This is a genomic window from Geodermatophilus sp. SYSU D00779, from assembly GCF_054050595.1.
Genome location: NZ_JBJGZQ010000010.1, coordinates 26,771 through 49,503, shown reverse-complemented (window position 1 = coordinate 49,503; position 22,733 = coordinate 26,771). Strand labels below are relative to the sequence as shown.

Below are 22,733 nucleotides of genomic sequence, written 5' to 3'. Positions count from 1 at the left end.
CGGGCGGCTCGCACCGCCCGGACGCTTGCGTAGAGCAGGTTACCGCACCCGCGATCGCGTCCCGACCGGTGGTCAGCTGCCGGTCGCCACCGGGTCCCGGTCGCCGGCCAGGACCGCGCGCAGCCGCTCGGCCACCGCGTCGACGTCCGGCGGCGGGCCGTAGCCGGCGTCGAGGAAGCTGCCGTGGTCGCCGGGGAACTCGACCGCCGCCGTCCCCAGCCGCTCGGCCAGGGCGAGACCACCCCGGTGCGCCAGCTGCCCCGCCGAGCCGACGCCGACAGCGGCCACGATCCGGGTGGACGCGCGGCGCAGCGCCTCGACGTCGTGCTCGTACGAGGTGCAGGTCAGCAGGTTCTGCGCGAGCAGCACGTCGTCCCGCGAGCCGTCGTCCTCGGTCGGCAGGCCGAAGGCGGCCGGATCGGCGCCGGGCTGCTCCAGGTGGTCGTCGGTCACCGGCCCCGACGCCATGACCAACCGGATGAACTCCGCCATCCCGGCGCCGAACCCGGCGCGCACGTACGTGTCGTGCACGTGCCGGTTGGCGGCCAGCGCGGGCTCGCGGTCGGGCAGCAGCTGCACCGCGGGCGGCTCGTGCGCCACCAGGGTGCGCACCTGCTCGGGGTGGCGGGCGACGAGCACCAGCGCGTTCACCGCTCCCCCGCTGCTGGCGAACACGTCGACCGGCCCGGCGTCCAACGCGTCGACGATCCGGGACAGGTCGTCGGCGTGCTCCTCGGGCGTGGACCCGGCCGCGCCGTCGGTGCGCCGGCTGCGGTCGGCCCCGCGCGGGTCGTAGGTGACGACGGTGCGGTCGGGGAAGCGCGCGGCCAGCGAGGCGAAGCCCGAGGCGGCCATCGGCGAGCCGATGAGCAGCAGCGGCGGCTCCGAGGCCGACGAGCCGGGCCGGACGTCGTAGGTGAGGACGGCGCCCTGCGTCTCCAGGGTGTGCGTCTGCGGTGCGGTCATGCCCGGGTGGACCGGCGGCGAGGGCGGAACTCATCGGCGTCGAGGTCGACCACCCGCCAGCGGGCATCCAGCGCGGCCGCGTCGTGCGTGACCAGCAGGACGGCGCGGGGGTCGCGGGCGAGCAGGTCCAGGACACGGGCCGCCAGCGCGGTGTCGAGGTGCGCGGTCGGCTCGTCGAGCAGCAGCACGTCGGCCCGGCTGAGCAGCGCCCGGGCGAGCGAGACGCGGGCGCGCTCGCCGGCCGACAGGCGCTCCCCCGCCTCCCCCACCCAGCCGTGCAGCCCGGGGTCCGCGAGCAGGCCGGCCAGCCCGACGTCGGCCAGGACGGCGGCCAGCTCCTCGTCGGGAGCGTCGTGCCGGCCGAGGCGGAGGTTGCCGGCCAGGGTGCCGCCGAGCACCTGGGGCGCCTGGGCCGACCAGGCCACCCGGGACCGGACGCCGTCGAGGGCCAGGTCGCGCAGGTCGGTGCCGCCCAGGGTGACCCGCCCGGTGTCGGGGTCCCGCGCGCGCAGGGCGAGGGCGAGGACGCTGCTCTTGCCCGCGCCGCTGCGCCCGGTCAGCGCCACCTTCGCGCCGTCCGGCACGGCGAGGTCGAGGCCCGCGACCGCGGCCCCCGCGGCGCCGGGGTACCGCAGGCCGACGCCCTCGAGGCACAGCGCGGACCCGGCGGGCAGCGGCCGCGGCGCCTCCGGGTCGGTCACCGCGGGACGCAGCTCGCCCAGGGCCCGCACCCGCTCGGCGGCGGCCCGCACCCCGCCCGCGGCGCTCCACGCCGCACCGAGCCCACCCACCGCCTCGAAGGCACCGAGCACCCCGAGTGCGCAGGCCGCGAGGAGCAGCGGGCCGGTCGTCCCCGCGGCGACGTCCGCCCCGACCAGCCAGAGCGCCGCCACGAGCCCCAGGCCGGGAACGCCCTCCCGGCACGCGGTCGTCACCGCGGTGAGCCGCGCCCTGGCCCGCTCGGCCTCCTCCTGCCGCAGGAGGGCCTCGTCCAGCGCCTTCAGGGCCGTGGCCCCGCCGTCGCCGCTGAGGTGGTCGGGCAGGCCGCGGACCAGGTCCAGCGTGTCCGCCGCGACGGCGGTGTCGGCCAGCGCCGCGGCCACCGCCGCCCGCCGTCCGGTGCGGGCCGCGACGGCCGGGACGGCCACTCCCAGCACCAGCAGGAGGACGGCCAGGACGCCGGCCGTGGCCGGTGACACCAGCGCGGTCAGCCCCACCGCCGCCCCGCCGGCGAGCACGGCGACCCCCGCGGGCACCAGCAGGCGGGCGACGACGCCCTGCAGCTCGTCGACGTCCGTGCGCACCCGCGACAGCAGCTCGCCGCCCCGGGCGCCGGTGAGCGCGGCCGGCGCGAGGGGGGTCAGCCGCTCGAGCAGCCGGCCGCGCACCCGCGCGACCACCCGCAGGGTGACGTCGTGGGTGACCAGCCGCTCGGCGTAGCGCAGCGCGGCCCGGGCGACGCCGAACAGGCGCACCCCGGTGATGAGCGGCATGAGGACCAGCAGCGTCGAGGGCCGCTGCGCCGCGCCGGTGATCAGCGCCCCGGACGTGGCCAGCAGCGCCGCGCCGGACAGCACGGTCAGCGCCCCCAGAGCGACGGCGAGCGCCGTCCGCGGGCCCCCGGCCAGCGCGAGGACCTCCCTCATCGCGGCACCGCCGTACCGCGGACCACGCCGTCCTCGATCACCACGACCCGGTCGTGCAGTGCCAGCGGCGCGGTCCGGTGGGTGACGGTGACGACGGTGCGCCCGGCCGCGAGGTCGTCGAGCGCGGCCAGCACCGCGGCCTCGGTGGCCTCGTCGAGCTGGCCGGTGGGCTCGTCGAGCACGAGCAGCGCCGCGTCCCGGACGAACGCGCGGGCCAGCGCCACCCGCAGCCGCTCCCCGCCCGAGAGCCGGGCGGCGTCCTCGCCCAGCGGCGTGGCCACGCCCCGCGGCAGCCGGCGGACGGCGTCGAGCAGCCCCGCCCGGGCCAGCGCCTCCTCGACGTCGGCGTCGGGAGCGCCGGGCCGCCCGAGTCGCACGTTGTCCGCGACGCTGCCCGGCAGCAGCCACGGGCGCTCGGGCACGTAGGCCACCCGGGCCCGCCAGCTGTCGGGGTCGAGCTCGGCCAGGGGGACGCCGTCCACCAGCACGCTGCCCTCGTCGGGGACGGCGAAGCCGAGCAGCACCCGGACCAGGGTGCTCTTGCCCGCACCGCTCGGCCCGACGAGCGCGGTCCGGGACAGCGGCGGCAGGTCGAGCTCGACGCCGTCGAGGGCGGCCCGCTCGCCGTACCGCAGGGTGACCCCGCGCAGCTCGACGTGCGGGACACCCGCCGGCGCCGGCCGGGTGCCGCGGTGCGGTGCGGGCGCGTCCAGCAGCGCGAACACCCGCTCGGCGGCCGGCGCTCCCTCGAGGCTCGCGTGCCGGTCGGCTCCCAGCGCGCGCAGCGGCGCGAAGAACTCCGGCGTCAGGAGCAGCACGAGCAGGGCACGCTGCAGGGTCAGCTCGCCCTCGAACAGCCGCACGCCGACGGTGACCGCGACCAGGGCCGTGCACAGCACCGCGCCGAACTCGAGCACGAAGCCGTTGAGGAACGCCGTCCGCAGCAGCCGCAGGGTGCTCCGCCGGTGCGCCTCGCTGACGTCGGTGAGCCAGCGGGCGCTGCTCCGCGCGCGGCCGTAGGCGACCAGCGTGGGCAGCACCCGGAGCGTGTCGACCAGCGCGGCGCCGAGCCGGGCCAGCGTCTCCCACTGCGCGCGGGACGCGCGGGCGGCCAGGGTGCCGGTCAGCCACAGGAAGAGCAGCACGAGCGGGCCGGTCAGGAGCAGCAGGGCGCCGGCGGCCGGGTCGAGCACCAGCACCGTCGCGGCCACCAGCGGCGGGACGACGGCCGCGGTCACGGTGCCGGGCAGCAGCCGCCCGACCACGCCGTCGAGCCTGCCGACGCCCTCGGTGACCGTGGTGACCAGCTCCCCCGCCCGCTCGCCGGCCACGGCGCCGGGGCCGCGGACCAGCAGCCGGCGCAGCAGCGTGGCCCGCAGCGTCCGCCGGACCCGCGCGGAGGCCCGTGCCGCCGCCCGGTCGCGCACGCCGGCCACGGCGGCGCGGGCGCCCCAGGCCGCCAGGACCCCGGCCAGGAGCCCGGCCAGCGCGCCCGGTGCCCGGCCGTCCTCGACGACCGCCGTCACGAAGGCCGCGACCAGCGCCCACTGCACGACCAGCAGCGCCCAGGTCAGCAGCCCGAGCACCCCGCAGACGAGCGCCAGCCGCCGGGGACCGGGCAGGGACAGCAGGCGTGCTGCGGGGCCGCGGGCCATCAGTACCCGTGGGTGAGGGCGCCCTCGTCGGGGCGGACCCGCTCCCGGAACACGTAGTAGTTCCAGATCTGGTAGCCGATGATCAGCGGCAGGAAGATCCCGCCGACCCACGTCATCAGCACCAGCGTGTAGTGCTGGCTGGCCGTCTCCTGCAGCGTGAGGCCGAAGCCCGGGTCGAGCGTCGAGGGCAGCACCTCGCCCCGGGTGAACAGCGCGATGAACACCGTGACGGTGGCGAACAGGACGGTCAGGCCGCTCATGGTGAACGCCAGGGTGTCCCGGCGGAGCGACAGCGCCAGCCAGATGCTGGCCAGCGTCAGGAAGGCCGCGACCGGGAACACCCAGGACGCGAACCCGAAGTCCTCGAACAGGTCCTCGGTCACGTAGCCCATGACGACGAACGCCACGATCGCCACCGTCGCCAGCGCCCCCCACCGCAGCGCCGCCGTGCGCGCCCGGTCGTACAGGACGGTGTCCTTGTGCAGGCGCAGCAGCAGGAAGTTGGCGCCGTGGAGCATGAACAGCAGCAGCGTGGTGACGCCGCCGACGATCGAGAACGGCGTGAACATCTCGGCGAAGCCGCCCTGCACCCGCCCCTCGGCGTTCACCGGCAGCCCCTCGATGATCTTGGCCATGATCACGCCCCACAGGAACGACGGGACGACGCTGCCGCCGAAGGACATCCAGTCCCAGAAGGAGCGCCACCGCTCGCTGTCGACCTGGTTGCGGTACTCGAAGGAGACGCCGCGCAGCAGCAGGACCAGCAGGATGAGGACGAACAGCGGGTACATGCCGCTGAACACCGCGCCGTACCAGACCGGGAAGGTCGAGAACATCAGCCCGGCCGCGGCGATCACCCAGACCTCGTTGCCGTCCCAGAACGGCCCGATGGTGCCGGTGAGCGCCCGCTCCTCCGCCTCCGTCCGCGCCAGCGTCGGCCGCAGGATGTCGACGCCGAAGTCGAAGCCCTCCAGGAAGAAGTAGAGGGTGAAGGCCAGCGCGATGAGCCAGAACCACAGCGTGACCAGGTCCACCGTCAGTCCCTCTTCTCGTACCCCTGGAACCCGGCGCCCTCGTAGTCCGGCGCCGGCGCGGCGACCAGCTGGGCCTCGGGCCTGCGGTGGATGCCGGCCCGCGCGGTCACCGTCAGCAGGTAGACGTCCAGCCCGATGAGCGCGAGGTAGACCGCCCACAGCCCGATCAGGCCGGCGAGCACCTCACCGGCGGTGTTCGCGCTCACCCCCTCCTCGACGGTGAGCAGGCCGTAGACCATGAACGGCTGGCGGCCCATCTCGGTGACCATCCAGCCGGTGAAGTTGGCGATCCAGGGCAGCGGGATGAACAGCACCAGCGCCCGCAGGAACCAGCGGGTGGTGTCCAGCCCCTGCCGTCGCCGCCACCAGAGGAACAGCCCGAGGAACGCCGTCGCCAGCAGCAGCGAGCCGATGGCCACCATGATCCGGAAGGACCAGTACACCCACGCGACCGGCGGGATGTAGTCGCCCTCGCCGTAGAGCTCCTGGTACTCCTCGTTGAGCGGGATCAGCCCCTCGTAGCGGCCCTCGAGGCTGTTGTAGGCCAGCACCGACCCGACGAACGGGATCTCCACGTTGAACGAGTTCCGCTGCTCGTCCTGGTCCATGACCGCCACCAGCGACCACGGGGCGGGCGAGTCGGAGGTCTCCCACTGGGCCTCCATGGCCGCGAACTTCATCGGCTGGTCCTCGCGCGCGACCTGGGCCTCGGTGTGCCCGCTGACGATCGAGAACACGGTGCCGATGGCGGCGAAGACCAGCCCGATCCGCAGCGACCGGGAGTAGACGTCGGTGTCCTGCCGGCGCAGCAGGTGGAAGGCGCTGATGCCCAGCACGAAGAAGGCGGCGACGACCCAGGCGCTGCCCTGCACGTGCGCGAAGTAGAGCCAGGCCTTGTAGTTGAAGACGACCTCGCTGAAGGAGGTGAGCCGCGCCTGGCCGTCGACGACCTCGTAGCCGACGGGGTGGTGCATCCAGGCGTTGGCCAGCACGATCCAGAACGCGCTGATCTGGGTGCCGATCGCGACCAGCCAGATGCTGGCCAGCCGCATCCACGGCTTGAGCCGGTCCTTGCCGAACCACCACAGCCCGATGAAGGTGCTCTCGAGGAAGAACGCCATCAGCACCTCGAGCGCCAGCGGGACGCCGAAGATGTTGCCGACGAAGTCGGAGTACTCGCTCCAGTTCATCCCGAACTGGAACTCCTGGACGATCCCGGTGACCACGCCCACGGCGAAGTTGATGAGGAAGAGGTGACCGAAGAAGTTGGTCATCTTCCCGTAGACCTCGCGCCGGTCCTCGCGGACGAAGGCGATCGTCTCCATCACCGCGATCAGGAACGCCAGCCCCACGGTGAGCGAGACGAAGAAGAAGTGGAAGATGCTGGTCGAGGCGAACTGGAACCGCGAGAGCTCCACGACGTCCACGCGCACCACCTCGGTCCGGGACCGGGAAGGGGGGAGGCGCGGGGCTGACGCCTCGGCACCGGCGACCGGGGCCACAGACTCGCACGCGACCGGCCGCGTGGCACCCCCAGCGGTCGCCTGCCCCCGGACGGACCCGGCCCGTGCAGCCGCTGGTCAGCCGCGCGGCCGCTCCCGGCCCTCGCGGACCCGCACCGAGATCTCGATCGGCGTCCCGTGGAAGCCGAAGCGCTCGCGCAGCTTGCGCTCCAGGAACCGCCGGTAGCCGGCCTCGAGGAAGCCGGTGGAGAAGACGACGAACCGCGGCGGGCGGACGTCGGCCTGCGTCACGTACTTGATCTTCGGGGCGCGGCCACCACGGGCCGGTGGCGGGGTCTCCTGCACCAGCGCCCGGACGTAGGTGTTCAGCTCCGCCGTCGGCACCCGGGTCTCCCACGAGTCCAGCGCCTCGCGCAGGTGCTGGGCGAGCTTGTCCACGCCGCGGCCGGTCTTCGCCGAGACGTTCACCCGCGACGCCCACCTCACCCGGGCCAGGTCGCGCTCGATCTCCCGCTCCAGCTGCAGGCGGCGGTCCTCGTCGAGGACGTCCCACTTGTTGAAGGCGATGACCAGCGCGCGGCCGGCCTCGATCACCTGGGTGATGACCCGCTGGTCCTGCTCGCTGACCACCTCGTCGGCGGCCAGCAGGACGACGGCGACCTCGGCGGCCTGGATGGCGGCCTCGGTGCGCAGGCTGGCGTAGTACTCCATGCCGCTGGCGGTGTTGACCTTGCGGCGCAGACCCGCGGTGTCGACGAACCGCCACTCCTCGCCGCCGAGGGTGACGATCGAGTCGACCGGGTCGACGGTGGTGCCGGCGACCGAGTCCACGACCGACCGCTCGTCCCTCGCCAGCCGGTTGAGCAGGCTGGACTTGCCCACGTTGGGCCGGCCGACCAGCGCCACCCGGCGCGGGCCGCCCTCCTCCTCCTGCTCCCGCGGGGCCTCGGGCAGCGCGTCGAGCACGAGGTCGAGCAGGTCGCCGCTGGCCCGGCCGTGCAGGGCGCTGACCGGCTGGGGCTCGCCCAGGCCGAGCGACCACAGCTCCGCGGCGCCTGCCTCGCTGCGCTCGTCGTCGACCTTGTTGGCCACCAGGATCACCGGCCGGTCGCTGCGGCGCAGGATCCGCGCGGCCGCCAGGTCGGTGTCGGTGGCGCCCACCTGGCTGTCGACGACGAAGACGATGACGTCGGCGGTCCTCATCGCGTACTCGGCCTGGCGGGTGATCGACGCGCCCAGCCCGCTGGCCTTGGGGTCCCAGCCGCCGGTGTCGACGACGGTGAAGCGCTTGCCGTTCCACAGCGCCTCGTAGGCGATGCGGTCGCGGGTGACGCCCGGGGTGTCCTGGACGACGGCGGCGCGGCGGCCCAGGAACCGGTTGACCAGCGTGGACTTGCCGACGTTGGGCCGGCCGACGATCGCGACGACCGGCAGCGGACCGGTCTGCTCCGTCATCGCGCGACCCCCACCGTCGAGAGCGCGAGCTCCACCACCCGGTCGACCACGCCCTCGCGGTCCAGGTGCGTGCTGTCGACGACGACGGCGTCCTCGGCCGGGCGCAGCGGGCTGTCGGCGCGGCTGCTGTCGTACTCGTCGCGGCGGCGCAGGTCGGCGGCGAGCTCGGCGATCTCGTCGGGCGTGGTGAGGCCGAGCTGGGCGGCCCGTCGCTGGGCGCGGGCCTCGGGCGCGGCGGTCAGGTAGACCTTCAGCGTCGCGTCGGGCAGGACGACGGTGCCGATGTCGCGGCCCTCGACGACGACCGCGTCGGCCGCCGCCACCAGCGCGCGCTGCTGGTCGACCAGCCTGCGGCGCACCGCGGGGACCGCCGAGACCGCCGAGACCGCGCGGGTGACCTCCGGGCCGCGGATGCGCACGGCGACGTCCACGCCGTCGACCTGCACCAGCTCGGTGTCGGCCGCCGTCCCGACCTCGATCGCGGCCGCGGCGACGGCGGCGGCCACGGCGTCGGCGTCCTCCGGGTCCACCCCGGCGTCGAGGACGGCGACGGTGGCGGCGCGGTACATCGCGCCGGTGTCCAGGTAGGCCGCGCCCAGCCGCGCGGCGACCGCGCGCGCGACGCTGGACTTGCCCGTCCCCGACGGCCCGTCCAGCGCGACCTGGCCCACGAAGTCCGCGGTCACTGGGCGATGTCCCGCCGCAGCGCCACGGCCCCGCGCAGGTACACGTGCTGCACCTCGGCGCGCGGCCGGTCGGTCTCCACGTGGGCCATCAGCCGCAGCACCCGCGGCAGCGCGTGCGGCACGTCGATCTCGGTGGCGCACATCAGCGGCACGTCCCCGAAGCCGAGCTCGCGGGCGGCCAGCGCCGGGAACTCCGAGACGAGGTCGGGGGTGGCGGTGAACAGGATGCTGATGACGTCGTCGTGCTGCAGCTGGTTGCGCTCCATGACCGCGGTGACCAGCTCGCGGGTCGCGTCGAGGACCAGCTCCCGCTCGTCGGCGTCCACCTGCGTCGCGCCCCGGATGGCTCGGACGGCCACTACCACTCTCCTCGATCGGTGCGGGGCGACGGGTCGCCGTGCCCCTCGGTCGAGTCTAGGTACCGGCGTCCCGGGGGCTGCCCGGGGCGCAGATCCGGTGGACCCACGGGCCTGGCTCGGTACCCACCACGGAGGTGGCCGCGGCCACGCGGGGACAGGCTCGTCGGCAACCGGCCACCGGTGCCGGCCCGACCCCCACCTCCTCCAGGAGATCCCGAGATGACGACGACCCCGTCGGCCACGGCCACCATCGAGCGACGCCCGGCCGGCCGTGAGCAGCTGACCGGCACCTACGCCCTCGACCCGGACCACACGCGGCTCGGCTTCGTGGCCCGGCACGCCATGATCACCAAGGTCCACGGCCAGTTCGACCGGTTCAGCGGCACGATCCACCTCGACGGCCGCGACCCGGCCCGCTCCACCGCCGAGGTGGTCGTCGAGACGGCCAGCGTCAACACCCGGCTGGCCGTCCGCGACGAGCACCTGCGCAGCGGCGACTTCCTCGGCGTCCCCGACCACCCCACCATGACCTTCCGCTCCACCCGCATCGAGGAGGTGGACGAGGACCGCTTCCTGGTCACCGGGGACCTCACGATCAAGGGGACGACCCGCCCGGTGACCCTCGACGTCGAGTACACGGGCGCGACGGTCGACGACGGTGAGCTGCGCATCGGCTTCGAGGCCTCGGCCGCCATCAACCGCCACGACTGGGGCGTCAGCTGGAACAGCGCCGTGGAGTCCGGCGGCGTGCTGGTGGGCGACGTGGTGCGGCTGCAGCTCGACGTGGCGGCGGTGCGCACCGGCTGAGCGGTCCCGGCGGCGGCGCCCGCCGTGCCACCGCACGGAGGGCGCCGCCCCTATCGTCGGCCCGTCCCCGCGCACGTCACCGTGGGTCGCGAGGCGGAGCTGGCCACCCTCGACCACCGGCTGCTCGACGCCCAGCGCGGCCGGGGCGGCCTGCTGCTCCTCACCGGGGAGGCCGGCATCGGCAAGACCCGGCTGCTGACCGAGGCCACGACCCGCGCCCGCGCCCGCGGCATGGTCCCGCTGGCCGGCCGGGCGGTCGAGGGCAGCGGAGCACTGCGGCCGCTGGCCGAGGCGTTGCTGCCCGCCGCCGGCGCGGACCTCGCCGACGACCCCCGGCTGGCCCCGTACCGCCCCGTGCTGGCCCGGCTGCTGCCCGGCTGGTCCGCGCAGCCGGCGGCCGTGCCCTCGGTCGTCGACCCCGCGGTGGAGATCGGCGAGGCCGTGCTCGCGTTCCTCGGGGTGGTCGCCGACCGCGGCCGCGGGGTCGGCGGCGTGCTGCTCGCCCTCGACGACCTGCACTGGGCCGACCGGGACACCCTCGCCGTCCTCGGCTACCTGGCCGGCCGGCTGGGCAGCGCCCGCGTCGCCGTCGTGGCCGCGGCCCGCGACGAGGCCGCGGTACGACCGGCGCTCGACGGGCTGCTGCGCTCGCCCGGTGCCGACGAGCGAGCCCTGTCCCGGTTGGACGCCCAGCAGGTGGCGGCCCTGGCCGGCGCCTGTGCCGGGGGTGAGCTCCCGCCCCGGGTGCTGCGCGTCGTCACCGAGTCCAGCGACGGCCTGCCCCTGCTGGTCGAGGACCTCGTCGCCGGCCTCACGGGCAACACCTCCGCCCCCCGGCCGGCCGCGCCGGTGCCGCGCACCCTGCTCGCGTTGACCACCGCGCGCCTGGCAGCCCTCCCCGAGGAGGCGCAGCGCGTCGTCCACGCCGCTGCGGTGCTGGGCGAGACGGTCGACTGGCGGCTGCTGCCGGCCACCGCCGGCGTCGACGAGGACGGCGTGGCTCGGGCGCTGCGGCTGGCGGTGGACGGTGCCCTCCTCACCGTCGACCCGCTCGACCCCGCGGTCCTGCGGTGGCGGCACGCGCTGACCCGGGACGCCGTCCTCGCCGGTCTGCTGCCGCCGGAACGGGCGGCGCTGGCCCGCCGCGCGGTGGCCGCGCTGTGCCCGGAGGACGCCCCCGTGCCGAGGGAGCGCCGTCCCCTGGTGGCCGGGCTGCTCACCGAGGCCGGCCGGGACGACGACGCCGCCCGGCTGCTCCTGCAGGTCGCGCGGGACGCCGTGGCCGCCGGTGCACTGCGCGCCGCGGACGACACGCTGGCGCGCGCCCTGTCCCTCGCCGGCCCCGACACCCCGGTGTCCACCGAGCTGCAGGCCGAGCGGGTCCGCGTGCTCGCCCTCGCCGGTCGCGCCGCGGAGGCCGACGCCCTCGGGGACCGGCTGCTCGACTCCGCCGACGGCCGGCAGCGGGTCGACCTGTCCCTCCACCTGGCCCGCAGCGCGGTCGTCGCCGAGCGGTTCGGGAACGCCGCCGGGTACCTCGAGCGCGTCGCCGGCAGCGCCGACCCGCGGGTCGAGGCGCTGCGGGCGGCCGTCGCCCTGGGGCTGGGCGAGGTCGAGGAGGCGCTGCGGACGGCCCGGCTGGTGGTCACCGCGTCCGGGCCCGACCGGTGCCCGGAGGCCGTGTGCGAGGCGCTCGAGGTCGTCGGGCGTTGCCTGCGCCGCACCGACCCGGTCGCCTCGGAGGAGGCGTTCGCCCGCGGGGAGCGGCTCGCCGAACGGCACGGCCTGCGGCTCTGGCAGGTCCGAGCGCTCTCGGAGCTGGGCGCGGCGGACCTGCTGCGCACCGGTCGGTCGGACCGGCTGGAGGAGGCCCGCCGGCGGGCGGTCGAGGCGGGCATGCTGGCCACCGCCGCCGTCCTCGACGTCCAGCTCAGCGGGTGCGTCTCCGTGCGGGACGGGCACGTGGCGGCGCTGCCCACCGCCGTCCGGGGGGTCGAGGAGGGCGACCGGCTCCGGCTGCCCGCGGTGGCTGCGGCCGCGCGGTTCTTCGTGGCGCTCGGCCGGTTGTGCGCGGAGCAGCCCGAGGCGGTGGAGCCGCTGCTCACCGAGGCGACCGCGCTGGCGCCCGACTCCCTCGACGTCGCCTTCCGCGCACCCGGCGTGCGCGGGTGGGCCGCGTGGCTGGCCGGTGACCCCGCGGCCGCGCTGCGCTCCTTCGAGACCTGCGTCGGCGTCCTGCGGGGCCACCGCGAGGCCGCGCCGACACCGTTCTGGGGACAGTGGGCGCTGCTGGCCACGGTCCGCCGTCCCGGCGACGACCGGGCGCGCGCGGAACTGCGTACGGCCGACGTCGGGGTCCAGGCGGGCAACACGGCAGCGCTGGCCTACGCCGACGCGGTGGCCGCCGCCCGCACCGGCTCGCTCCGGGACGCCGAGCGGCTGGTGGCCACCGGGGACGAGGCCTGCGCCGGGCACCCCTACTGGCGCCACGTGCTGCACCTGATGCTGGCCGGGGTCGCCGCCACGGAGGGCTTCGGCGACCCCGCCGGGTGGCTGCGCACCGCCCTCGCCGACCTGGAGCCCGCCGGTGAGGTCGCGCTGGCGCGCCGCTGCCGCCAGCTGATGCGCCGGCTGGGCCTGCCGCTGCCGCGCCCGGGACGCGAGGGGCTCGCCCTGCCGGCCGAGCTGCGGCGGGCCGGCGTCACGGCGCGGGAGGCGGAGGTGCTCGACCTGGTGGCCCAGGGGCTCACCAACGCCCAGATCGCCGGCCGCCTCGTGCTGTCCACCCGCACGGTGGAGACGCACGTGGCCAGCCTGCTGGCCAAGCTGGGCGTCTCGGGTCGCGGCGAGCTGCGCACCGCCCGGCCGGTTCCGTAGACCCGCACCGCTGTCCCCGTGCCGCCCACGGATCCGGCCGGTGCCGGCACGCCGGACGGTGACGGGCATGACCACGACGACTGTCTCCCCCGACCTCATCCGCCCGGGCGACCCCCGCTACGACGCCGCCCGCGGGACCTGGAACGCCGCGGTCGACCAGCGGCCGGCGGCGGTGGCGGTGCCCCGGACACCCGCCGAGGTGGCCGCCGCCGTCCGCGCCGCCGCGGACGCCGGCTGGCGCGTGGCCCCGCAGAGCACCGGCCACAACGCCTCGGCGCTCGGCCCGCTCGACGACGTCCTCCTGCTGCGCAGCACGGGCCTGACCGGCGTCGAGGTCTCCCCGGCGACGCGGACCGCCCGGGTCGGGTCGGGCACGGTGTGGCTGCCGGCAGTCGAGGCCGCGGCGGCGCACGGCCTGGCCGCGCTGCACGGCTCCTCCCCCGACGTCGGCATCGCCGGGTACTCGCTCGGCGGGGGCACCGGCTGGTACGCCCGGTGCCTCGGCCTGCAGACCAACGCCCTCACCGCCGTCGAGCTGGTGACCGCCGACGGCGAGCTGGTGCGGGTGGACGCCGGGCACGACCCCGAGCTGTTCTGGGCGCTGCGCGGCGGCGGCGGCAACTTCGGCGTCGTCACCGCCCTGGAGTTCCGGCTGTTCCCGATCGCCTCGGCGACCGCCGGGATGCTGGTCTGGGACCGCGCCGACGCGGTCCGGGTGCTGACCCGCTGGCTGGCCTGGGCGGCCGACGCGCCGGACGCGGTGAGCACCTCGCTGCGGGTCCTGCACCTGCCCGACCTGCCGCCGCTGCCCGCGCCGCTGCGCGGCCGGTCGGTCGTGGTGGTCGACGGCGCCGTCCTGGGCCCCGACGAGGTGGCCGCCGCCGTGCTCGCCCCGCTGCGGGAGCTGCGCCCGGAGGTCGACACGTTCACCCGCGTGCCGGCCCCGGCGGTGACCCGGGTGCACATGGACCCCGAGGGGCCCACCCCCACGGCGAGCGCCAGCGCGGTGCTGGTCGTCGGGAGGGATCCGGCCGAGCTGGCCGCGGCGGTCGACGCGGTCGCCGGGCGGGACGGGCGGTCCACCCTGCTCATGGGCGTCGAGCTGCGCCAGCTCGGCGGTGCGCTGGGCCGGCCCCACCCGGGCGGCGGTGCGCTGTCGCACTTCTCCGGCGACCTCATCGCCTTCGCCGGCGGCATCCCTCCGGCGGCGGACCTCGTGGCACCCATCGCGCGGCAGGCCGAGGAGGCGATCGGAGGTCTGGCGCCGTGGGCGACCGGCCGGCCGTACCTCAACTTCGTCGAGCAGCCGGGCAGCGCGCGGGACGCGTTCGACCCGGGGACCTGGGCCCGGCTGCGCGCCGTCCGGGCAGCGGTCGACCCCGGCGGGCTGATCGTCGCCAACCACCCGATCCCGCTGCCGGAGCGTGCGGGTCAGGAGGGAGCGGCCCCGACCCGCTCGGCGGTGAGGTCGCGGACCTCGGCGTAGCGCTCGCGGACGGCGGGCACGGGGTCGGCCTCGTGGACCTCGGTGGCGGCGCTCGGCCAGACCGGCGGGGTGTCCCCACCGGCGAGCACCCAGGCGGCCTGCCGGGCCGCGCCGTCGGCCACGTACTCCCCCGGCGGCGGGACGAGCACCGGCACGCCGAGGACGGCGGGGGCGATCCGGCGCACCGCCTCGGAGCGGGCGCCGCCGCCGACGAGGAAGACCCGCCGCACCGGCGTCCCCCCGGCGGCCACGGCCGCGAGTCCGTCGGCGAGCCCGCACAGCAGGCCCTCCACCGCGGCCCGCGCCAGGTGCGCCGGGTCGGCGGTGGTCAGGGTGAGGCCGTGCAGCGCCCCCGTGGCGTACGGCTTGTTGGGGGTCCGCTCACCCTCCAGGTAGGGCACCAGCACCAGGCCGCCGGCCCCGGGCGGCGCGGACAGCGCCAGCCGGGACAGCTCCGCGTGGTCGACCCCGAGCAGCCGGGCCGTCGCGTCGAGCACGCGGGCGGCGTTGAGGGTGGTGACCAGCGGGAGGAAGTGCCCGGTGGCGTCGGCGAACCCGGCGACGGTGCCGGTCGGGTCGGTCATCGGCGTGGTCGAGACGGTGGAGACCACCCCCGAGGTGCCGATGGAGACGACCACGTCGCCGGGCTCGGCGCTGAGGCCGAGGGCCGCGGCGGCGTTGTCCCCCGTGCCCGGCCCGAGCACCGCTCCCCCGTCGGCGGCCAGCGCGCCGGCGGCGACCGTCCCGGCCGGCTCGGCCGGGCCGAGCACGCGCGGGACGACGGGGGTGCGGCCGAACGCCCGCTCGAGCAGGTCGAGGCGGTACTCGCCGGTGAGGGGCGACCAGTAGCCGGTGCCGCTGGCGTCCCCGCGGTCCGTGACGAGGGTGTCCACGCCGGGCGCCCCCGCCAGCTCCCAGGTCAGCCAGTCGTGCGGCAGGCACACCGCCGCGGTCCGCGCGGCGTTCCCCGGCTCGTGCTGCGCCAGCCAGCGCAGCTTGGTGACCGTGAACGACGCGACGGGCACCAGGCCGACGGCGTCGGCCCACGCCCGCCCGCCGGCCTCCGGTCCGCCGAGCTCGGCCACCAGGTCGGCTGCGGCGCCGGCGGACCGGGTGTCGTTCCACAGCAGCGCCGGGCGGACCACCGCGCCGTCCTCGTCGAGGCAGACCATCCCGTGCTGCTGCCCGCCGACCGCGACGGCGGCGACGTCGCCGAGGCCGCCCGCCCCGTCGATCGCCGTCCGCAGCGCGGCCCGCCAGGCGGCCGGGTCGACCTCCGTGCCGTCGGGGTGCGGCGCCCGGCCCTCCCGCACGAGGGCGCCCGTCTCGGCGTCCCGGACCACGACCTTGCACGACTGGGTCGACGAGTCGACCCCGGCCACCAGCGTCATGACGGAGTGCCTACCGGACTCAGCGGGCGCCGAGCACGTGCTCGAGCATCAGCTGGTCGAGGCGGACCACGCCGGCACCGCGCTGCGCGACGGTCTCGGCGTCGAAGTCCTCGAACGCCGAGCGGTCGGCCAGCAGGTCCTCGAACGTCTCACCCTCGGCCAGCGTCGGCCGGCGCAGCTCGGGCACCCGCGCGGCAGCCAGCGCCTCCTGCACCTCCGGGTCGGCGCGGAAGGCCGCGGCCCGTTCCTTGAGCAGCAGGTAGGTCCGCATGTTGGCCGCAGCCGACCGCCAGACGCCGTCCATGTCCTCCGTGCGCATCGGCTTGTAGTCGAAGTGCCGGGGACCGTCGTAGGCGCGGCCGCCCTGCGGGCCGCCGTTCTCCAGCAGGTCCACGGTGCTGAACGCCTGCAGCAGGTCGCCGTGGCCGAACACCAGGTCCTGGTCGAACTTGGGCCCGTGCTGGCCGTTGAGGTCGATGTGGAAGAGCTTGCCCAGCCAGATCGCCTCGGCGATGCCGTGGGTGTAGTTCAGGTTCGACATCTGCTCGTGGCCGACCTCGGGGTTGATCCCGACCAGGTGGGCGTGCTCGAGCTTGTCGATGAAGGCGATGGCGTGCCCGATGGTGGGCAGGAAGATGTCGCCGCGCGGCTCGTTGGGCTTGGGCTCCAGGGCGAAGCGCAGGCCGTAGCCGCGGGCCTCGGAGTAGGCCGCGAGGGTGTCGATGGCCTCGGCGTAGCGGTCCAGCGCGGCGATCAGGTCCTTGGCGATGTCGACCTCGGTGCCCTCGCGGCCGCCCCACAGCACGTAGGTCTGCGCGCCCAGCTCCGCGGCCAGGTCCATGTTGCGCATGACCTTGCGCATCGCGAAGCGGCGGACCTCGCGGTCGTTGGCGGTGAGCCCACCCTCCTTGAACACCGGGTGGGTGAACAGGTTGGTCGTCACCATCGGCACGACCAGGCCGGTCTCGTCCACAGCGGCGCGGAAGCGCTTGATGTGCCTGTCCCGCGCGGCGGTGTCGCTGCCGAAGGGGATCACGTCGTCGTCGTGGAAGGTGACGCCGTAGGCGCCGAGCTCGGCCAGCCGGTGCACGCTCTCCACCACGTCCACGGCGGGGCGGGTGGCGTCGCCGAACGGGTCGCGGGCCGGCCAGCCGACCGTCCAGAGGCCGAAGGTGAACCGGTCGTCCTTGGTGGGCTGCAGCGAGCTCATGCCATCTCCCTCGATCGGATTTGTTCTGCCGTAGAACATAAAGCAGTCGGGCGGCTAACCTCAAGGGGTGCGGACGACGGAGCAGACCGGGGCGCGGCAGTCGACGCTGCGCAGCTCCAACCTGGCCCTCGTGCTGCGCACCGTGTGTGCCGCCGACGGGCCCCTGTCCCGCGCCGACGTCGCCGCCCGCACCGGGACGACGCGGGCGACGGCCGCCCGGCTGGTCGACGAGCTGGTCGCCGGCGGACTGCTCGACGAGGGCGAGCGGCTGGCTCTCCCCCGGCGCGGCCGCCCCGCGACCCCGCTGCTGCCGGGCGCCCGGATCGGCGCCCTGGGTCTGCAGGTGGACGCCGGGCTGCTGGCCGCGCGGGTGCTCGACCTGCGTGGCCGGGCCGTCGCCGAGCACGTGGAGGACGCCGACCTGGTCGGCAGCGACCCGGCGCGCACGCTGGCCCGGCTGGGCGCGCTGACCACGGCGCTGCTGGACGGTCCCGCCGGGGAGCTGCGGCTGGCGGGGGCCGGGCTGGCGCTGCCCGGCCTGGTGGACGGCGAGGTGCTGCTGCGGGCGCCGAACCTCGGCTGGTCCGACGTCCCCGCCGTCGACCTGCTGGCCGCGCACCTGCCCGGCGGGCTGCGTCCGGTGCTGGGCAACGAGGCCGACCTGGCCGCGCGCACCGTGGCCGAGGCCGCGCCGGGGCGCCCCGGTCCGCTGCGCGACTTCCTCTACGTCTCCGGGCAGATCGGCATCGGCGGCGCCGCCGTCCTCGGCGGGCGGGTGCTGACCGGCAGCGCCGGCTGGGCCGGCGAGGTGGGGCACGTCTGCGTGGACCCCGACGGGCTGGCGTGCCGCTGCGGCTCGACCGGCTGCCTGGAGCAGTACGCCGGGCGGCACGCGCTGCTCGCCGCCGCCGGGCTGCCGCGGGACACACCGCCGGCGGAGGTGGTCGCCCGCGCCGGGGACGCCGACGTGCAGCACGCACTCGACGCCGCGGCCGGCGCGCTGGGCGTGGCGCTGGCCGGCGTGCTCAACGTGCTCGACCTGCCGGCCGTCGTCCTCGGGGGGCACCTGGCCGCGCTGGCCGAGCCGCTGCGCCCGCGGCTGGAGGAGCTGCTGGGCCGGCGGGTGCTGTCGGCACGGTGGCGCCGTCCGGTGGTCGAGGCCGTTCCTGGCACGCCCGCGGCGGGCGCGACCGGCGCGGCGCTGCGGGCGCTGGACGGCGTGCTCGCCGACCCGGTGCGCTGGGTCCCCTAGAGACCCACGGCCTCCTCGAGAGCACCGACCTCGGCGCGGGTGAGCCGGCGGATCGACCCGCTGCGCATGCGCTCGAGCTTGACCGGTCCGACGGCGGTACGGGTGAGCCGGGACACCGGCAGCCCGACGTGCGCCAGCAGCCGCCGCACGATGTGCTTGCGCCCCTCGTGCAGCACCACCTCGACGACCGACTGGCCGGCGTGGGTGTCGACGACGCGGAAGGAGTCGACCTTCACCGGGCCGTCCTCGAGCTCCACGCCGCTGCGCAGCCGGCGGCCCAGGTCGCGCGGGATCGAGCCCGACACCTGCGCCAGGTAGGTCTTCTCGACCTCGTACGAGGGGTGCGCCAGCCGGTGGGCCAGCTCGCCGTCGTTGGTGACCAGCAGCAGACCCTCGGTGTCCTGGTCCAGCCGGCCGACGTGCACCAGGCCGGGTGCGAGGTCGCCGACCATGTCACCGACGGTCGGGCGGTTGCGGTCGTCGCTCATCGCCGTGATGACACCGGCGGGCTTGTTCAGCGCGTAGGTGACCCGGTCGTCGCGCAGCTCGATGCGGACCCCGTCGACGGCGATCTTGTCCCGCTCCGGGTCGACCCGCATGCCCTGCACCGTGACCGTCGTGCCGTTCACGCTGATCCGGCCCTGGTCGACCATGTTCTCCACGACCCGGCGCGAGCCGACCCCGGCGCGGGCCAGGACCTTCTGCAGCCGCTCGCCCTCCGCCGCGGCGTCGCCGCGGGCGCGGCCGCGGTCACCGGGGTGGACCGGGGCGAGCTCCATGTCCTCCGACCAGCCCTCGCCGGGGCCGGAGGTCGTGTCGTCGTGCGGGGCGGTGTCCATCCGCTCCAGTCTCCCACCCGGCACCGAGGCGCCGGGCGGGCGGACGTCGCCCCGCGGGGTCGCCCGCCAGGCCGCTGGAGCCGACTCCCGCGCCGTTCCTGCCGCTCTCGCGCGGTTGCCGCAGCGCGAGGACGCGGGGAACCGCGCGAGAGTGCTCGGATCGCCGGCCTCGCGTGGCCACCCTGCAGAGGGGTCCTCCTTCAGGCGTCGGGGTGCTCGTCCAGCACGGTCGACGGGTCGGGCAGCAGCGGCCCCAGCTCGGGCAGCTCGTCGAGGCTCTCCAGCCCCAGCCGCTCCAGGAACAGCGGGGTGGTGGCGTACAGCCCGCCGCCGCTGTCGGGGTCGGTGCCCACCTCGGACACCAGGCCGCGGGAGATGAGCGTGCGCATGACGCCGTCCACACCGACGCCGCGGATCGCCGACACCCGCGCGCGGGTCACCGGCTGGCGGTAGGCGATGACCGCGAGGGTCTCCAGCGCCGCCTGGGTGAGCCGGCTGCGCTGCCCGTCGACGAGGTAGCGCTCGACGACGCCGGCGTGCTCCTCGCGGGTGTAGAGCCGCCAGCCCTCCCCCACCCGGCGCAGCGTGATGCCGGCGCCGCGGCGGTCGTAGTCCTCGGCGAGCTCGGCCAGCAGGGTCCGCACCCGCGGCACGGGGCAGCGCAGCGCGCCGGCCAGCGTGACCTCGTCGACCGGGGTGTCGACGACGAAGAGCAGCGCCTCCAGGCCACCGCGCAGCGCGGCCGGGTCGAGGTCGGGCTCCGGCTCGTCCTCGGGCTCCGGTTCGGGTTCCGGCTCGCGCGGCGGGACAGCGGCGACGGGCGGGGCCAGGGGTGCCGGTTCCTCGACCGGGGCGGGCTCGGCCACGGGTGCCGGCCGCTCGGCGACCCGGGCGGCCAGCTCCGCGGCGACGGCGTCCCACGTGGCGGGGTCGGCGCCGTCGCGCTGCTCCGCCTCCTCACGGGTGGCGGCCAGCTCAGCGGCCAGCGCGTCCCACGAGATCGGCGGCCGCTCCTCGGTCACGTGCCCTCCTCGCCGGCGCTCGTCGGCCACGTGCCGAGCGGTGCCGTACCCCTGCGGGACCTCGCGAGCTCGGTCACGTGTACTCCCCGTCGACGGGGAGGTCGGGCCCGGCGTCCGCGCCGCCGACCCAGCGCACGTGCAGCTCACCGAGCGGGGTGAGCTGCTCGAACACCACCCGCTGCTGGCGGTAGAGCTCCAGCAGGGCGAGGAACCGGGCCACCACCTCGAGGGTGTGCTCGCAGTCGGCGGTCAGCGCCCGGAAGCTCGCCGTCCCGGCCTCGAGGAGCTGGTTGCGCACCAGCAGGAGCTGCTCGGAGACGCTCACCGGGGGTGCGTGCAGGTGCGAGACGCCGACCGTCGGCGGCACCTTCGGGGTCAGCGCCCGGGTGGCCAGCGCGGCGAACTGCTCGGGGGTGACGCCGAGCAGGACCTCGGGCAGCAGGTCGGCGAAGCGGGGCTCGAGCGCGACGTCGCGGGGGTACCGGCGGACGGCGTCGGCCTCCCGCTCGCGCAGGAACGCGGCGGCCTGCTTGTAGGCGCGGTACTGCAGCAGCCGGGCGAAGAGCAGGTCGCGGGCCTCGAGCAGCTCGAGGTCCTCGTCGTCCTCGACCTCGGCGGCCGGCAGCAGCCGGGCGGCCTTGAGGTCGAGCAGGGTGGCGGCGACGACGAGGAACTCGCTGGCCTGGTCGAGGTCGAGCTCGTCGCCGAGCGCGTTCAGGTGCGCGATGAACTCGTCGGTCACCTGCGACAGCGCGATCTCGGTGATGTCGAGCTTGTGCTTGCCGATCAGCTGGAGCAGCAGGTCGAACGGGCCCTCGAAGTTCGTCAGCCGGACGGTGAACCGCCCGCTGCCGACCTCCGGCGCGCTCGTCGCTGTCACACGTTCAGCTTAGGAGCGGTCACCGACGGTGCCGGACACCGCGAGCCTCTACTTCTTCAGGCGCTGGACCAGGACCGAGTCCTCGCCGCGCTCGGCGAGGTCGGCCAGCAGCACGCTGATCGCCTCGCGGACGATCCGACCCCGGTCCGCGGCCACCCCGTGCTGGCCGCGCAGCGTCAGCCGGGCGCTCTCCAGCGCCAGCAGCTCCTCGGCGGAGATGTAGACGGTGATCTTCTCGTCGTGCTTGACGCGCTCCCTGCGCTGCGCCTTGCCGCGGGTGGGCCGGACCGGAGCCACGGTCGGCGGGGGCTGGCGGAAGGACGCCAGCGGGTCGGCGTCGTCGGCACCACCGGGGACGAGCGTCAGCGGCGTGGCCGGTGCGGCCGGCTCGGCCGGGTCCTCACCCCGGCGGGCGGCCCCGCCGCGCAGCGCCGGCGAGCTGACCGTGGCACTGATGCTGGGCAGCTCGGTGACCTCCGGCGCCGGGGCGGCGTCGGTGCGGCGGAACAGCTCCGCCGCACCGGGGAGGGTCGGACGGCGCGTCACGCCGCCACCTCGCCGGCGCTCGGCGCCTGCGTGCCGCAGCGTGCTGTGCTCAGCGGTGAGCTCGCGAGCCCGCTCACAGTGCCAGGACCTCCTTGGCCAGGTCGCGGTAGGCCGACGCGCCCGAGGACGTCGGCGCCCAGGTGGTGATCGGCTGACCGGCGACCGTGGTCTCCGGGAAGCGCACGGTCCGCTGGATGACCGTCTGGAACACGGTGTCGCCGAAGGCCTCGACCACCCGGCTGAACACCTCGCGGCAGTGCACGGTGCGCGCGTCGTACATCGTGGCGAGGATCCCGGAAATCTCCAGCTCGGGGTTGAGCCGCTCCTTGACCTTCTCGATGGTGTCGACCAGCAGGGCCACGCCGCGCAGCGAGAAGAACTCGCACTCCAGCGGGATGACCACGCCCTGCGCGGCGGTCAGCGCGTTGACCGTCAGCAGGCCCAGCGAGGGCTGGCAGTCGATGAGGATGTAGTCGTACTCGTCGCGGACGTCGGCCAGCACCCGCAGCAGCGTCTGCTCGCGCGCCACCTCGCTGACCAGCTGGACCTCGGCGGCCGACAGGTCGATGTTGCTGGGCACCAGGTCCAGGCCGGGGATGTCGGTGGACACCCGCACGTCCTTGAGCGAGGTGCGCCGCTCCATGAGCGCGTTGTAGACCGTCCGGTCGAGGTTCTGCGCCGGGACGCCGAGGCCCACCGACAGCGCCCCCTGCGGGTCGAGGTCGATGAGCAGCACCTTGCGGCCGTACTCGACCAGCGCGGCACCCAGGTTGATGGTCGACGTCGTCTTGCCGACGCCGCCCTTCTGGTTGCACATCGCGATGATCCGCGCGGGGCCGTGCTGCGTCAGGGGCTTGGGGTCCGGCAGCCGGCGCATGCGCGCGCGGGCCGGGTCCAGCCGCGGGGCCGCGGCACCCATCTCGGGCTCGGGGTCGGTCGGGAGCGCGAAGGCCTGGCCGGCCGCGTCCCCTCGGATCGCCATCGCTGTCGTGTCCTCCACCTCGTGCCCGTTCCGGCTCTCGCCGGGTGCGGTCAGCCGTTCTGCCGCGCGGGATGCACCGACGGTAAGGAGATCGACACGAACCACCGAGGAGGCACGCCGCATGTCGTGTCGACTTGGCGACCCGTGCCAACCCACACGTCACACCCGCCCGAAACC

General features: G+C 75.9%; 19 protein-coding genes. 4 read left to right on the top strand and 15 right to left on the bottom strand.

The window, feature by feature from the left end; all coding sequences use genetic code 11:
* Nucleotides 1-72 precede the first annotated feature (72 nt).
* The 8 genes from ACI79G_RS09905 to aroH all read right to left on the bottom strand — a co-directional run bounded on the left by ACI79G_RS09905 (nt 73) and on the right by aroH (nt 9,264).
* Nucleotides 73-966, bottom strand: coding sequence for an alpha/beta fold hydrolase (locus ACI79G_RS09905; RefSeq protein ID WP_456880959.1), 894 nt, complete (start codon nt 964-966; stop codon nt 73-75).
* Nucleotides 963-2,612, bottom strand: coding sequence for a thiol reductant ABC exporter subunit CydC (gene cydC / locus ACI79G_RS09900; RefSeq protein ID WP_456880958.1), 1,650 nt, complete (start codon nt 2,610-2,612; stop codon nt 963-965). Before cydC ends, ACI79G_RS09905 begins: the two co-directional genes overlap by 4 nt.
* A complete protein-coding gene (cydD, locus tag ACI79G_RS09895) occupies nt 2,609-4,267 on the bottom strand; it encodes a thiol reductant ABC exporter subunit CydD (protein ID WP_456880957.1) in 1,659 nt (552 codons plus the stop codon). Before cydD ends, cydC begins: the two co-directional genes overlap by 4 nt.
* Nucleotides 4,267-5,301: a cytochrome d ubiquinol oxidase subunit II gene (cydB, locus tag ACI79G_RS09890; RefSeq protein WP_456880956.1), complete on the bottom strand. Its 1,035-nt coding sequence runs from the start codon at nt 5,299-5,301 to the stop codon at nt 4,267-4,269. Before cydB ends, cydD begins: the two co-directional genes overlap by 1 nt.
* Nucleotides 5,302-5,303: 2 nt before the next feature.
* Nucleotides 5,304-6,728 carry a cytochrome ubiquinol oxidase subunit I gene (locus ACI79G_RS09885; protein WP_456880955.1) on the bottom strand — a complete coding sequence of 475 codons (1,425 nt, stop codon included), beginning with the start codon at nt 6,726-6,728 and terminating at the stop codon, nt 5,304-5,306.
* A gap of 153 nt (nt 6,729-6,881) precedes the next feature.
* Nucleotides 6,882-8,219, bottom strand: a complete 1,338-nt coding sequence (gene der, locus ACI79G_RS09880) for a ribosome biogenesis GTPase Der (RefSeq protein ID WP_456880954.1) — start codon at nt 8,217-8,219, stop codon at nt 6,882-6,884.
* Complete coding sequence (cmk, locus tag ACI79G_RS09875; RefSeq protein WP_456880953.1) at nt 8,216-8,905, bottom strand: (d)CMP kinase; 690 nt, start codon at nt 8,903-8,905, stop codon at nt 8,216-8,218. The genes der and cmk overlap by 4 nt, the downstream gene beginning before the upstream one ends.
* Nucleotides 8,902-9,264, bottom strand: a complete 363-nt coding sequence (gene aroH, locus ACI79G_RS09870) for a chorismate mutase (protein WP_456880952.1) — start codon at nt 9,262-9,264, stop codon at nt 8,902-8,904. Before aroH ends, cmk begins: the two co-directional genes overlap by 4 nt.
* A 219-nt stretch (nt 9,265-9,483) precedes the next feature.
* Here aroH and ACI79G_RS09865 point away from each other — a divergent pair, with 219 nt between their 5' ends.
* The 3 genes from ACI79G_RS09865 (at nt 9,484) to ACI79G_RS09855 (ending at nt 14,434) form a co-directional block, all read left to right on the top strand.
* Entirely contained in the window at nt 9,484-10,071 is a 588-nt protein-coding gene (locus tag ACI79G_RS09865) for a YceI family protein (RefSeq protein ID WP_456880951.1), read from the top strand.
* A gap of 81 nt (nt 10,072-10,152) precedes the next feature.
* Nucleotides 10,153-12,948 carry an ATP-binding protein gene (locus tag ACI79G_RS09860; RefSeq protein WP_456880950.1) on the top strand — a complete coding sequence of 932 codons (2,796 nt, stop codon included), beginning with the start codon at nt 10,153-10,155 and terminating at the stop codon, nt 12,946-12,948.
* Between the two features lie 67 nt (nt 12,949-13,015).
* Nucleotides 13,016-14,434, top strand: a complete 1,419-nt coding sequence (locus ACI79G_RS09855; protein ID WP_456880949.1) for an FAD-binding oxidoreductase — start codon at nt 13,016-13,018, stop codon at nt 14,432-14,434.
* Here the strand turns inward: ACI79G_RS09855 and xylB are convergent.
* The gene (gene xylB, locus ACI79G_RS09850) at nt 14,380-15,825 is read right to left on the bottom strand and encodes a xylulokinase (protein WP_456880948.1); all 1,446 of its coding nucleotides are present in this window, start codon (nt 15,823-15,825) and stop codon (nt 14,380-14,382) included. The two genes, ACI79G_RS09855 and xylB, sit on opposite strands and share 55 nt — an antisense overlap.
* Before the next feature lie 19 nt (nt 15,826-15,844).
* A complete protein-coding gene (gene xylA, locus ACI79G_RS09845) occupies nt 15,845-17,035 on the bottom strand; it encodes a xylose isomerase (protein WP_091224193.1) in 1,191 nt (396 codons plus the stop codon).
* 67 nt (nt 17,036-17,102) lie between these two features.
* On the opposite strand from xylA, the gene ACI79G_RS09840 reads away from it, so the two are divergent.
* The gene (locus tag ACI79G_RS09840) at nt 17,103-18,287 is read left to right on the top strand and encodes an ROK family protein (protein ID WP_456880947.1); all 1,185 of its coding nucleotides are present in this window, start codon (nt 17,103-17,105) and stop codon (nt 18,285-18,287) included.
* Here ACI79G_RS09840 and ACI79G_RS09835 read toward each other — a convergent pair.
* From ACI79G_RS09835 to ACI79G_RS09815, 5 genes are all read right to left on the bottom strand, one after another.
* Nucleotides 18,284-19,126, bottom strand: a complete 843-nt coding sequence (locus ACI79G_RS09835) for a pseudouridine synthase (protein WP_456880946.1) — start codon at nt 19,124-19,126, stop codon at nt 18,284-18,286. The two genes, ACI79G_RS09840 and ACI79G_RS09835, sit on opposite strands and share 4 nt — an antisense overlap.
* A gap of 200 nt (nt 19,127-19,326) precedes the next feature.
* The gene (scpB, locus tag ACI79G_RS09830) at nt 19,327-20,148 is read right to left on the bottom strand and encodes an SMC-Scp complex subunit ScpB (RefSeq protein ID WP_456880945.1); all 822 of its coding nucleotides are present in this window, start codon (nt 20,146-20,148) and stop codon (nt 19,327-19,329) included.
* Nucleotides 20,149-20,221: 73 nt separating this feature from the next.
* The gene (locus ACI79G_RS09825; protein WP_456880944.1) at nt 20,222-21,028 is read right to left on the bottom strand and encodes a segregation and condensation protein A; all 807 of its coding nucleotides are present in this window, start codon (nt 21,026-21,028) and stop codon (nt 20,222-20,224) included.
* Between the two features lie 48 nt (nt 21,029-21,076).
* A complete protein-coding gene (locus tag ACI79G_RS09820) occupies nt 21,077-21,574 on the bottom strand; it encodes a hypothetical protein (RefSeq protein ID WP_456880943.1) in 498 nt (165 codons plus the stop codon).
* A 73-nt stretch (nt 21,575-21,647) separates the two neighbouring features.
* On the bottom strand, nt 21,648-22,556 hold the full coding sequence (locus tag ACI79G_RS09815; RefSeq protein WP_091224183.1) for a ParA family protein: 909 nt from the start codon (nt 22,554-22,556) through the stop codon (nt 21,648-21,650).
* Nucleotides 22,557-22,733: the final 177 nt, after the last annotated feature.